This is a genomic window from Arthrobacter sp. NPDC080031, assembly GCF_040702485.1.
Lineage (GTDB): Bacteria > Actinomycetota > Actinomycetes > Actinomycetales > Micrococcaceae > Arthrobacter.
The window spans coordinates 18325-31155 of record NZ_JBFBLA010000022.1 but is presented as its reverse complement, the minus strand read 5'-3'; the positions used below and the strand labels follow the sequence as shown (position 1 = coordinate 31155).

The window sequence follows — 12831 nt, the reverse complement described above, 5'->3', positions numbered from 1 at the left end:
TACGCTCACATGGTAAGCATGCTTACTATCTTAACTACCAGTATTTCTGGTTCTTGATCCGCAGCCGACCTTCTTGGAAAGAGAGCGAAGATGACAGAGAACCAATGGGACGGGACCTACACGCCCCGGCCAGCCACCGAGCAACTAGAGGATTCGCAGGTTCCGCCGCCGCCCACCCGTAACAGCGGCGCGCCGACGACGGAAGCCATCAAGGACGAAGCAGGCAACGTGGCCGCACAGGCAGGAGACTCTGCGAAGAACGTCGTCGAAACCGCGAGAGCCGAAGTCGCGAACGTTGCCTCTGAAGTGAACTCGAGCGCAAGGGATCTGCTGGAGCAGGCAAGGCTGGACCTCACAGACCAGGCCGACAAGCAACAGCAAAAGGTCGCCGCAGGCCTTCGATCCATCTCGGCGGAACTGCAGTCCATGGCCGCCGCTTCCGAGCAACCCGGCGTCGCAACGGATTTGGTGCGGCAAGCCGCCGAACGGTCTTCATCGGTGGCGGCTTGGCTGGAGGACCGGGATCCGGGCTCCCTCCTGGACGAAGTGAAGACCTTCGCGCGACAGCGTCCTGGCGCGTTTCTCCTTCTGGCCGCAGGAGCAGGCGTTCTGGCCGGCCGCCTGAGCCGCGGGCTGAGCGCCGGCGATGACGGCTCCCGACGAGGAACAACTACCGGGCGTGCCCCCATCCAACCCGCCCGCGACGAAGCCCGGCCTTTTGTCCCCGGGCCAGGGATGACAGTACCCCCTCCCCCGGTCCAGCTACCCGGTCCAACCACCACGACTGCTGGATACTCGAACCCCGGCACCCTCTCGGGCGACGGGGCCGTTGCGCCCACCGGCGCACCGGGGACCATGCCTCAACCCGCACCGGTCACCGAGCCGGAAGCTGACCCATGGCCTAGCGGCGGGATAGCCAAGGATCCATTCACCCGTGAGCGTTCGCATCGTCTCGATTCTCCTGCTCCCCTGACAGGAAATGATGCAGCCGACGCCGGGCGCAGGCCAGACGTGGACCCCGCCAGCGGTGAGTCGCGATGACCGAGAGCCAAATCCCGCCGACGCCCGCCCACGCCAAGGCGGACTCGACATCCTTGGGAGACCTTCTGGGCGAGGTCACCCGGGACATTTCCACGCTGATGCGCCAGGAAGTGGAACTGGCCAAAGCTGAACTGAAGCAGTCCGCGGCGCAGGCAGGCAGGGGCGCCGGAATGCTGGCAGGGGCCGGTGTTGCCGGGCATTTCGTCCTCCTTTTCCTTTCCCTCGCCCTTTGGTACGCACTGGGCGAGCTGATCGGCTTAGGCTGGTCCGCCGTCGTCGTAGCTGTTCTCTGGGCGATCGTGGCGGCCGTCCTGGCATCGGTTGGCCGCAAGGAACTCAACGCCGTCAAAGGCATGCCCCAGACGGCCGAAACAATTCAGGAAATCCCAGAAACCCTCAAACCACGCGAGGAGCAACGATGAGTGAAAATCCGGACGATATCCGTTCCGAGATCGAGGAAACCCGACGGCGCCTCGGCACCAACGTTGACGCAGTGGCGGATAAGGTGACGCCATCGCACGTTGTCCGACGCCAAACAGAGAAGGTCAAGGATGCCGTCTTCGGCGTGAAGGAGAACATCATGGGCGCGGCTGACGACCTGGTGGACGGCGGACGGTCAGCGATCGACGATGCCGGTGCGGCGATCGGCGAGGTGCCCCATCGTCTGTCCAGCAAGACGCAAGGCAACCCGTTGGCTGCGGGGTTGATAGCCTTCGGGGCCGGACTGCTGGTGGCTTCCCTGATCCCGGCAAGTGAGAAGGAAAAGGAGGCAGCCGCGGCCCTGAAGGAAGCGGCTGAACCCCTGACCACCGAACTCGCCGCGGCGGCTCACGACGTGGCCCAGGATCTCCAGGAGCCGGCCCAGGAAGCTCTCGAGAACGTCAAAGTGGCAGCCTCGGATGCAGTCGAAAACGTCAAGGAAGAATCCCAGGCCGCCGTCTCCGACGTAACGGACAGCACCACGGCGGCCAGGGAAAGGATCCAGCCCACCTGATCCAGACGGAGGCGTGCTGTCTGCCCAATACCGCTGGACGGACGGCCCGCCTCCATCACGCCTTGGAATGAGGGACATCCATGACAGTCAAAAATCCCGCCGAAAGCAGCAGGGCCAAGGCAACAACAGCCCCGGATGCGGATGACGCGCGAAAACCGGCCAGACCCACCGACATCGCAAAGCCAACCTGGACCTACATAGTCAAGAGGACCTTCCGGGAGTTCGGCAAGGATCAGTGCCCCGACGCCGCCGCGGGGCTGACCTACTACGCGGTGCTTTCCCTTTTCCCCGCCTTGCTCGCGCTCGTCTCCCTGCTTGGTATTTTCGGGCAGGCGGGAAAGAGCACGTCCGCCCTCCTGGATCTCCTCCAAGGAATCGCCCCGGGATCCACCATCGACACCATCCGCCAGCCGATTGAAGAACTCACCACCTCGACATCGGCCGGTTTCGCGCTGATACTCGGTCTCGTCGCTGCTCTGTGGTCCGCGTCCGGATACGTGGGAGCCTTCAGCAGGGCAATGAACCGCGTATACGAAGTGGACGAAGGGCGCGGATTCATCAAACTCCGCGCAACCATGCTCGGCGTCACGGTGTTCGCGGTGGTGCTCGTGGCCCTGATCGCCGGCATGCTCGTGCTCAGCGGACCTGTGGCGGACGCCGTGGGGAGGGCAGTCAACCTTGGCGGAGACCTCCTGGCGGTGTGGAGTATCGCAAAATGGCCCGTCGTCATCCTGCTGGTGGTCTTGATCATCGCGGTTTTGTACTACGTCACACCTAACGTGAAGCAGCCGCGGTTCCGTTGGATGAGCATCGGCTCCTTCATCGCTTTGATGGCATTCGTCCTTGCATCGCTGGGCTTTGGCTTCTACGTGGCCAACTTCAGCAACTACAACAAGACCTACGGGGCAATTGGCGGCGTCATCGTGATGCTCCTGTGGTTATGGATATTGAACATGTCCCTCCTGTTCGGCGCAGAGTTCGACGCCGAAATGGAACGCGGTCGGGAACTACAGGCAGGGATCGACGCCGAAGAAGCCATCCAGCTCCCACCCCGCGGAACCAAGCGCAGCGGAAAAGTCGAGAAACGGGAAGAAGAAGTCGTCGACGGCGAAAGGCTTAGCGCGCGGCACACCCGGAACGCGGATTGACCCGGACCAGGCAGGGCGCCCCATGGGTCGACCCGGCGGGTCCTTTGCCCTTCGGAATTCAATCAGTGAGGGATCACCATGGAGATGAATATCAGGGACTGCTGGGACAGCCTCAGCCCCGAAACCCGACAATGGCTCATTGAGAATCCCGGGTGCGTGGTCCTGCCGCGCACGATCACGGAGACGATCCATCAGGAAACCGGAATCGCCCCGGACTCGGACCGGCACGCCCAGGCCAGTCTCTCCCCCGAAGACCTCGACTTCATCCGGGCCCAGGCCGAAGGAACGCCTCCTCGGCCGGGGCACCGGTTCTTCGACGCAATCCAGCCCGGAGAAGGCTGACGTTGAGCGTCAACCGAGAAAGGAATACCCAGTGAATGGAGAACCACAGCCGGCACCGGAGCCTTCCCGCGCACCCGGGCCGGCCCAGTCGGCGGGGCGCCGGCCGATGGTCACCCGTGCCGGGATGGCCTGGACGGCCACGATTGCCGCCCTCGTGCTCCTGATACTGCTCATCGCATTCATCGTGCAGAACCAGGACTCCGCCAGGGTCAGGTTCTTCGGTCTGGACGGGACCATCTCCCTTGGCATTGCCTTGCTCATCGCCGCGGTCGGCGGCGGTGTCCTGGTTGCAGTAGCCGGTGCAGTGCGCATCATCCAGCTCCGTGCCCGCACCCGCCGCGCACCAGCCACACCACGGCCCTGACACCAGCTCTCAAACCACAGATCCGGTGCGCAACCACAGATCCGGTGCACAAAAACAGAGGGAAAGCAGCTTTTCAATCGAAGTCGAAGACGTGCAATCGAAAAAAGCAGATTTTGTTCTGATAAATCTTGTAGTCTCTTCAGATTTCACGTAACGTGGATCACATGGAACAGGCCACCAAAACACGAGGACGTTACGCCAAGACCGCAGAGAGGCGCGCGACTGTCGCTCGGGCTGCCCTGGACATCATCCGGGAGAAGGGGCACAGGGCCCTGACCACCGCAGAGGTGGCATCCACGGCGGGCATGAGCGAGACCGCGCTCATGTACCACTTCCCGACCCGCGATCACGTCCTCGTTGCAGCCATGGAGCTCGCCGACGAGGAAATCGGCTCACGCATGACAGCCGAGTCCGTGGCGGCCGAGCTCGTCTCCGGCGACTGGGATCCGGCAGGAACGGCTCGCCTGGTGCTCAAGGAAGAGAGCACTGTCCGCCTCCTCCTCGCCCTCGAGGCCGAAGCCCCGAACCCCGAGCATCCCGCACACCAGTACATGAAGAAGCACAACCAGAACGCCATCCTGGCCTTCGCTGCAGCCGTCAAGCGACGCCAGAGCGAAGGTCGCGCCCTCGCCAGCCTCGACCCGATGGGAACGGGGCGGCAGATGATGGCGCTGTGGAGCGGCCTGCGGGCACAGTGGCTCGTGGACCCGTCGTTCGACTTCGCCAGCGAAGTGGCGCAGGCCTTCCGCGCCATCACCGGTGAAGCCGCCGTGGGCGTGAAGAAGAAGATCGAAGATCTCATCGCGACGATCTGAGAAAGTCACCACCCGCACCCGTTCCCCGTTGCCGCGGGGAAGGGCGAACCAGCAACCAACTGCAACGACGCGAAGGAATCACTATGTCCACTGAAGGCCGGTTCGCCGGAAAGACCATCATCGTCACAGGTGCCGGCTCGGGCATCGGACGAGCAACCGCCGTCCGGCTCGCTGAAGAGGGCGCCCGCCTTGTCGTCTCTGATGTGGTCGCCGGGCGGCTTGACGAGCTCAAGGCGGCACTCCCCGGAGCGGACGTCAGGACCGTCGCCGGGGACGTGTCCAACCCGCGAACGGTCGAAGGAATCGCCGATGCCTGCGGGGGTGAGCTCCACGGGCTGGCGAACATCGCCGGAATCATGGATGGCTTCCTCCCGGTTGGTGAGCTCGACGACGAAACTTGGGAACGGGTGATGGGGGTCAACGTCACCGCCCCGATGCGCCTGACGCGCGCCGCCCTGCCTTTTCTCATCGAGGCAGGCGGCGGCTCGATTGTGAATGTCGCCTCCGAAGCCGCCCTCCGCGGCTCCTCAGCGGGCGCCGCCTACACGGCGTCGAAGCACGCGGTCATCGGACTGACCAAGAACACGGCGTTCATGTACGGTCCCCAAGGTGTGCGGGTCAACGCCGTGGCCCCGGGCGCCGTTGCGACAAACATCGAAGCGGGCATCCGCAGCGAATTCGCCGCGGGCCGGATCTTCCCTTTGATGAAGGCAATAGGCTCCCCCGTCGCGGATCCGCAAAGGCTCGCAGCCGCGATTACGTGGCTGTTGAGCGATGACTCGCTCAACGTCAATGGGGCCATCCTCCCGAGCGACGGCGGCTGGTCAGCCGCCTAAGCAGGCAATCAGCTTGGGCAAACTTTGAAAGGATTCAATCCTCTTCGCCTGGAGGCACTCCTCCATGCGCCGCTCCAACCCGCCCGAAATCGCCGGCGGACCAAAGGTCCCGCCAGCCGTTTCTGATCCACATCTTCCCGAACGACGAATCCGGAACCACGAATCCGCGGCCTCGCCGCAGAGAGAGACACGACCATGGACAACTTCCCACCCGGCTTCCTCTGGGGCGCCTCCACGGCGCCGCACCAGATCGAGGGCAACAACATCAACAGCGACTGGTGGCTCCAGGAACAGACCGTCCCCGGGATGGAACCCAGCGGCGACGCCATTGACAGCTACCACCGGTACGCCGAGGACATGACGTTGCTCGCCGACGCAGGCCTCAACGCCTACCGCTTCGGCATCGAATGGGCCCGGATCGAGCCTCTGCCTGGCCGGTTCTCCCGTGCTGAGCTCGCCCACTACCGCCGGATGATCGACTCCGCCCTCGGACTCGGGCTCACACCGGTCGTGACCTTGAATCACTTCACAACACCGCAGTGGTTTGCCGACGAGGGAGGGTGGCTCGGTGAGAGGGCGGTCGAACGGTTCACCTCCTACGTCACCGAGGCAGCCACGATCCTGGACGGAGTGCCCTGGGTGGTCACGATAAACGAGCCCAACATGCTCGCCATGATGGCGACCATGCGCCGGATGATGACGTCCGCACCTGATACGGAGCAGGACTGGCAGAGCCCCACCGTCGAGCAAGACCCGCGGCCCCAGCTGCCGCCGCCGGACCAGCAGATTGGAACCCGCCTGGTCGAGGCGCACCGGGCCGCCCGCGACATTGTCCGCGACCGGACGGACGCCAAGGTTGGCTGGACGATCGCGAACCGGGCATTCGTCGCACGCCCCGGAGCCGAGGAGAAGAAACGGGAACTCGAATACATCTGGGAGGATCTCTACCTCCACGGATCAGCGGGCGATGACTTCGTGGGCGTCCAGTCCTACTCAAGCCAGTGGGTCAACGAAAAGGGTATCGAACCACACCCTGCCAGCCCGGAGAACACGCTTGTCGGTACCGCGTACCGTCCGGACGCGATCGGCATCGCGATCCGGCACACTGCCGAAGTCACCGGAGGCCTCCCCATACTCATCACCGAGAACGGCATCGCCACTGCCGAAGACGAACGCCGCATCGCATACACCGCCGAGGCCCTTCACCATGTTTCCGGGGCCATCGCGGACGGCATCGACGTGCGGGGCTATCTGCACTGGACCCTTCTGGACAACTACGAATGGGGCCACTGGGAGCCCACCTTCGGACTCGTGAGTGTCGACCGGCAGACGTTCGTCCGCACCCCCAAGCCGAGCCTCGCCTGGCTCGGCTCCGTCGCCCGCGCCGGCGCGCACACCGCCGTCGCCCACTGATCCCCAAGGAGCTCTTCGATGTTGAAGCCCCTCGCAACTGCCACCCGCGAACTCGTCAACCTGGACGGCCTGTGGCTGTTCGCGCTCGACGGCACGGTCTGCCCGGAGCCGTGGAAGGCACGGCTTGAAACCCGTTTGGAAGCGGCCGTCCCGGCCAGCTACAACGATCTGTTCGCCGAGCAGAGGATCCGTGACCATGTCGGCCTGGTCTGGTACCAACGCACCGTCCGTGTACCGCGCGGCTGGGAGGATCAGCGCGTTGCGCTCCGTTTCGACGCCGCAACCCATGCGGCCGCGGTCTACGTCGACGAGACCCTGGTTGCCGAGCACGTCGGCGGATACACGCCCTTCGAGGCGGACCTCACCGATATGGTTGCCTCCGGGACGGAATTCCGTCTCACGGTAGCCGTCGACAACCGGCTCACCAACGTCACCATCCCACCGGGAAAGCTGACCGTCGGCGCCGACGGTCAGGAACGGCAGACGTATTTCCACGACTTCTACAATTACGCCGGCCTTGCCCGCTCCGTCTGGCTCTACAGCACGCACCGATCCCACCTCACCGATGTAACCGTGACCACGGACGTCGCCGACGGCGGCACCGGGCTGGTGAGCTACCGCCTCGCTACCAGCGCCCCGGCTCCCGCAAGTGTGCGGCTCATCGACGAGACAGGAGTCACGGTCGCCACCGGCGAAGGACACTCCGGCACGCTTCGGGTCAATGACGCCGTGCTGTGGAGGCCAGGCGCAGCCTACCTCTACCGGCTGGAGGTCGAGATCCATGACGGGTGGCACGTAGTCGACGCCTACGAACTCCCGGTCGGGATCCGCACCGTTGCAGTCCAGGGCGAGCAGTTCCTCATCAACGGCGATCCGTTCTACTTCACCGGCTTCGGCAAGCACGAGGACTCCGCGATCCGGGGCAAGGGACACGACAACGCCTACCTCGTCCACGACTTCCGCCTCCTTGACTGGACGGGAGCGAATTCCTTCCGAACCTCCCACTACCCCTACGCCGAAGAAGTCATCGAGTTCGCAGACCGGCACGGGATCGTCGTCATCGACGAGACCGCCGCCGTCGGACTCAACCTCGCCGTGGAGGCAGGCCTCACCGGGGCGCCTCCGCGCCCCACCTTCTCCCCGGAGACGATCAACGACCAGACACAGGCTGCACACGCCCAGCACCTGCGGGAGCTGATCGACCGGGACAAGAACCATCCGAGCGTCGTCATGTGGTGCGTCGCCAACGAGCCCGCCTCCAACGAGGACGGGGCACGGGAGTACTTCGAGCCGCTTATCGAGCTCACCCGCGAGCTCGACCCCACCCGTCCCGTGACGACGACGGCGGTCATCTTCGCGACGTGCGAGAACGACCGCCTCGCGGACCTCGTCGATGTCATTTCACTCAACCGCTACTACGGCTGGTACGTCGCGACCGGTGACCTTGAGACCGCAGAACAGCTCCTCGAGGCCGATCTGCGCGGCTGGGCCGCCAAGTACGGCAAGCCCATCATGATGAGCGAGTACGGTGCCGACACCATAGTCGGCCTCCACTCCGTCCTCGACACCCCGTGGACGGAGGAATTCCAAGCAGGCTTCCTCGCCATGAACCACCGCGTCTTCGACCGGATCCCGTCATTTGTGGGAGAACACGTCTGGAACTTCGCCGACTTCGGCACCGGCCCCGCGATCCACCGAGTGGACGGCAACAAGAAGGGCGTCTTCACCCGCGACCGCAGGCCGAAGACCGCCGCGTTCGCACTCCGCCAGCGATGGCAGGGACTCCACGGCCGCAAGCCAGGGTCAACCACGGCACTGGACGGGCAGCCCGAGACCGCAGCACCCGGTTTCACCCAGCAACCGGCACTGTCCACGCCCGCAGGCGCCCAGCGCCCCTAGCAGCCGCAACGCACCGTTGGGGGCGGTGGGTTGCCCTGCCGCCCCACCCCGCCAAGTCACCAATCCCCGCCGCACCAAAAAGTCGAGCACATCGTACCCGGACAAAGGAGTCATCATGGTCAAGCCCACCTACGGAGACCTACCACCGAAAGAGGCAGAATCCGCGGTCCTCACGGCCGCAGGTTCCCTGGAAGGGCCCCCGGCCCGAGTCGTCCCCGACCTAGAAGCGCCACCGCTGAAGAGGGCAAGCGTCAGCTACCTCGCACTCATGTCGCTGGCCAATTTCGGGGTCTCGATGGCGTTCATCGTCCCGATGTCCTATTCACTCGCGCTCCGCATCTCCCAGCTCGCCCCGGGCCACGAAGAGGTTCTCGGCTACGTCGCCGGCACCGCACAGTTCATCTCCATCGCCGCCAGCCCCCTGGTCGGGGTCTGGAGCGACCGTTTTCGTTCGCGGTTCGGCCGCCGTTCCCCGTTCATGTTCGGAGGCGCGCTCCTTGGAATCCTCGGACTCATCGGGGTCGCCCTGGCCCCCACGGTCCTTCTCGTGGGCGCCGGGTGGGTCTTCGCCCTCTTTGGCTGGGCAGCGGCAGGACAGGCCATCGTGAACCTGCAGGCGGACCGCATTCCGGAGGAGCAGCGAGGCAAGATTTCCGCACTCAGCGGCCTCTCCGCCCAGATCGCGCCCGTGCTGGGCATCGGCATCGCCTACTCGGTCTCATCCAGCACGTTCCTCGTCTTCCTGGTTCCCGGCCTGGTGGGCCTCGCGCTGGTCCTGCTCTTTCCCCTCGTCAAGCGCGAAGGCAGCTCCGTGGGTCTCGTCCACAACAGCACCGTCACCGTCAAGGCCCTCCTGGCCAGCTACACGTTCAGCCCCCGCAAGTACCCGGACTTCGGCTGGAACTGGCTGGGCCGCTTCATCTTCTTCATGGGCCTGTATTTCAACACCACGTTCGGCAGCTTCTTCTATGCCCAGCGCCTGGGGCTTCCCATCAAGGAAGTAGCAGGAACCGTCGCCCTCATCGGCATGCTCGGCATCGTGGCAGCCAGCGCAGGCGCCCTCACCGGCGGCTTCCTCTCGGACCGACTCCGGCGGCGCAAGCTTTTCACCTTCCTCGGCGGCCTGCTCTTCCTCGCCGGCGGCATCACCGAGGCCTACGCCCACTCCTTTATCAGCCTGCTCATCGGGGCACTCATCATGCAGTGCGCGATCGCCCTCTTCAGCGCGGTGGACGGAGCCATCATCTTCGCCGTCCTGCCCGACCGGGCACAGGCCGGACGCTACATGGCCGTGGTCGGATTCGCCCAAAGGATCCCCAGCGCAATCGCACCCCTCCTGGCACCCTTCATCATCGTCCTGGGGGCGGCCGGGGCCGATAAGAACTACACCGCCCTCTACCTCACCGGTGCCGCCCTGGCCATCCTCGGCAGCCTCATCATCCTCCTGAAGGTCAAGTCCGTGCGCTGACCGGCACCCAACCAGCCAACCAACCAACCAACCAACCAGAGAGTTCACACATTCATGGGCAACATGCTCAAATCCCTGCCCGACCGGGCCCCGACCCCGGCTGTCACAGAAGCCGTCAAATGGACGGCCACCTGGATTTCACCGACAGAGTCCGAGGAAGCATCCGCCCAGGACGAGCGCGGGGCCTACGTCCTCCGCAGGTCATTTAACCTCCCCTCCCGTCCCGTCGCAGCGACGCTCTACGCCACCGCACTTGGCGTCTACGAAGTCTTCCTCAACGGAATCCGGGTGGGGGACATCGAGCTGGCGCCCGGTTCGAGCAGCTACGACGAAACCCTGTACGCCCAGCAGTATGACGTCGCGGACCTTCTCACGCCCGGTAGCAACCGGATCGATATCGTCCTCTCCGACGGGTGGTTCCGCGGCAGGAACAGCGGGACCCAGCGCCGGAACGTCTGGGGCAACACCACCGCCGCCCTCGCCCAGCTCGAAATCGACCTCGGCTCCGGCGCGTCAATGACCCTGACGACGGACGGCGACTGGACCACCCTGCCCAGCCCGATCGTCCGGGCAGACCTCATGAGCGGACAGACGACGGACTTCCGCGTCGACCCGGACCGCGCAGAACCCGCCCCGGTCCGGGTCGGCGTCGTTACGCCACCTATCCCTTCCCGGTCGCCGGCCCCGCCCGTGGGACGCATCGAGGAACGCACGCCGGCGGCCCTGACCCGGCTCCGGGACGGGGTCTCGATCCTCGACACCGGCCAAAACCTCTCCGGCTGGGTCAGGCTCACCAACTTAGGTCCTGCGGGGACGGAGACGGTGCTCGAGTTCGGCGAGCACCTCGACGCCGGCGGTGACGTCACGACCGCCCACCTGGACATGAAAACACCGCAAGGCGGCATTCTCGGATTCCACCAGACCGACCGCGTCATCGCCGGGAACAGCCACGGCACCTTCGAACCAAGGCACACTGTGCACGGCTTCCGATACGTTCGGATCTCGCACCCCGGCCGCGAGCTTTCCATCGATGACTTCACGGTCGTCGTCGTCCATTCGGACCTCGACCGCCGCGGGTGGTTCACCTGCAGCGACCCGGACCTTGAGCGTTTGCACGAAGCCTCGCTCTGGAGTTTCCGCGGCAACATCGTGGACGTCCCGACCGACTGCCCCACCCGCGAACGCTCAGGATGGACCGGCGACTACCAGGTCTTCGCCCCTACCGCCGCCATGCTCTACGACGTCCACGGCTTCTCCCGCAAATGGCTCCAGTCCGTGCGCGACGACCAGTGCGAGGACGGTCTCCCCGCAGCCTTCTCCCCCGATTCCGCTCGGATCAGGCACCATCCCGAGAACCCCTCGCGGGTCATGGGCGGGTCCGCCGGCTGGGGCGATGCCACCGTCCTCGTCCCCTGGGCCATCTACGAAGCGTACGGAGACGCCGAGCTTCTGGCGGAAAGCTGGGACTCCATGACCCGATGGGTCGACTACGCGCTCCACCTCGCCATGACGACCCGCCACCCGTCCCGTATCGTCCGCTCGGAAACACCGCTCCCCCACGAGGAGTACATCTGGGATGCCCCCTTCCACTACGGCGAATGGCTCGAACCCAAACGCCGCCGGGCAGACGGGTCCCTCATCGATCCCATGGCCGAAAACCCCTACGCCTACATGAGCACCGACAGGGGCGAAGTCGGAACCGCGTTCCTGCACCGCACCACCGATACCCTCGGCCGCATCGCCCGAATCCTCGACCGTCCAGAGGCGGCCGAGCGGTACGGAAGGATCGCAGAACGCGTCAGGTCGGCATGGCAGACCGAGTTCCTCACCGACGCGGGGCACACCCGCGAGGATACGCAGGGCGCGTACGTCCGGGCCCTCGCCTTCGGCCTCGTCCCCGGATCCCTCAGGCAAGCGGCCACCGAACGCCTGGTCCAGCTCATCCGCAACGCCGACGACAGGCTCGGCACCGGATTCCTCTCCAGCGGACTGCTTCTCCCCGTCCTCGCAGAAAACGGGCACACCGACCTCGCCTACCGCCTCCTGCTCCGCCGCGGGACACCCTCCTGGCTCGGCATGCTCGAACGCGGCGCCACCACAGTCTGGGAAGACTGGGAAGGCGTCGACGAGAATGGTGTCGCGCACGAATCGCTCAACCACTACAGCAAGGGAGCCGTCATCCGCTTCCTTCACGAATACCTCGTGGGCCTCCGGCAAGCCCCCGGCTCAGCCGGATGGGAACGCTTCGACATCGAACCCCGACCCGGAGGAGGCATCACCTCAGCCGGCTTCCACTTCCTCTCCCCCAAGGGCCGCATCGAAGTCGCCTGGGAGATCGCGAACGGGCAGTTCCGCATCGGCTTCACCGTGCCCGAAGGAGCCTCTGCCCGCCTCACCCTTCCGGACGGCACAAGCACCGCTTACCAGTCCGGAACCCACATCGCATCCTGCCCCGCCCCGTTTGTCGCTAACGACCGACACGCGGCGCACACGATGTGAACCGCAGCTCTC

12 protein-coding genes are annotated in these 12831 nt (G+C 65.1%); all 12 read left to right on the top strand.

Annotated features, from left to right (window positions below; genetic code table 11):
- Positions 1-90: 90 nt before the first annotated feature.
- The 12 genes from AB0323_RS17565 (at position 91) to AB0323_RS17510 (ending at position 12819) form a co-directional block, all read left to right on the top strand.
- Positions 91-1041: a hypothetical protein gene (locus AB0323_RS17565; protein WP_366178463.1), complete on the top strand. Its 951-nt coding sequence runs from the start codon at positions 91-93 to the stop codon at positions 1039-1041.
- A complete protein-coding gene (locus tag AB0323_RS17560) occupies positions 1038-1463 on the top strand; it encodes a phage holin family protein (protein ID WP_364535985.1) in 426 nt (141 codons plus the stop codon). Before AB0323_RS17565 ends, AB0323_RS17560 begins: the two co-directional genes overlap by 4 nt.
- On the top strand, positions 1460-2035 hold the full coding sequence (locus AB0323_RS17555; protein WP_366178462.1) for a DUF3618 domain-containing protein: 576 nt from the start codon (positions 1460-1462) through the stop codon (positions 2033-2035). Before AB0323_RS17560 ends, AB0323_RS17555 begins: the two co-directional genes overlap by 4 nt.
- A gap of 80 nt (positions 2036-2115) precedes the next feature.
- On the top strand, positions 2116-3183 hold the full coding sequence (locus AB0323_RS17550; RefSeq protein WP_366178461.1) for a YihY/virulence factor BrkB family protein: 1068 nt from the start codon (positions 2116-2118) through the stop codon (positions 3181-3183).
- Between the two features lie 78 nt (positions 3184-3261).
- Positions 3262-3525 carry a hypothetical protein gene (locus tag AB0323_RS17545; RefSeq protein WP_366178460.1) on the top strand — a complete coding sequence of 88 codons (264 nt, stop codon included), beginning with the start codon at positions 3262-3264 and terminating at the stop codon, positions 3523-3525.
- A 31-nt stretch (positions 3526-3556) separates the two neighbouring features.
- On the top strand, positions 3557-3889 hold the full coding sequence (locus AB0323_RS17540) for a lipopolysaccharide assembly protein LapA domain-containing protein (RefSeq protein WP_366178459.1): 333 nt from the start codon (positions 3557-3559) through the stop codon (positions 3887-3889).
- A gap of 164 nt (positions 3890-4053) precedes the next feature.
- The gene (locus AB0323_RS17535; RefSeq protein WP_366178458.1) at positions 4054-4704 is read left to right on the top strand and encodes a TetR/AcrR family transcriptional regulator; all 651 of its coding nucleotides are present in this window, start codon (positions 4054-4056) and stop codon (positions 4702-4704) included.
- 83 nt (positions 4705-4787) lie between these two features.
- Positions 4788-5540, top strand: coding sequence for an SDR family NAD(P)-dependent oxidoreductase (locus AB0323_RS17530; protein WP_366178457.1), 753 nt, complete (start codon positions 4788-4790; stop codon positions 5538-5540).
- A 195-nt stretch (positions 5541-5735) separates the two neighbouring features.
- Positions 5736-6953: a family 1 glycosylhydrolase gene (locus tag AB0323_RS17525; RefSeq protein ID WP_366178456.1), complete on the top strand. Its 1218-nt coding sequence runs from the start codon at positions 5736-5738 to the stop codon at positions 6951-6953.
- An 18-nt stretch (positions 6954-6971) separates the two neighbouring features.
- On the top strand, positions 6972-8852 hold the full coding sequence (gene uidA / locus AB0323_RS17520) for a beta-glucuronidase (RefSeq protein WP_366178455.1): 1881 nt from the start codon (positions 6972-6974) through the stop codon (positions 8850-8852).
- A gap of 115 nt (positions 8853-8967) precedes the next feature.
- Positions 8968-10320, top strand: a complete 1353-nt coding sequence (locus AB0323_RS17515) for an MFS transporter (RefSeq protein WP_366178454.1) — start codon at positions 8968-8970, stop codon at positions 10318-10320.
- 54 nt (positions 10321-10374) lie between these two features.
- The gene (locus tag AB0323_RS17510) at positions 10375-12819 is read left to right on the top strand and encodes a family 78 glycoside hydrolase catalytic domain (protein WP_366178453.1); all 2445 of its coding nucleotides are present in this window, start codon (positions 10375-10377) and stop codon (positions 12817-12819) included.
- Positions 12820-12831: the final 12 nt, after the last annotated feature.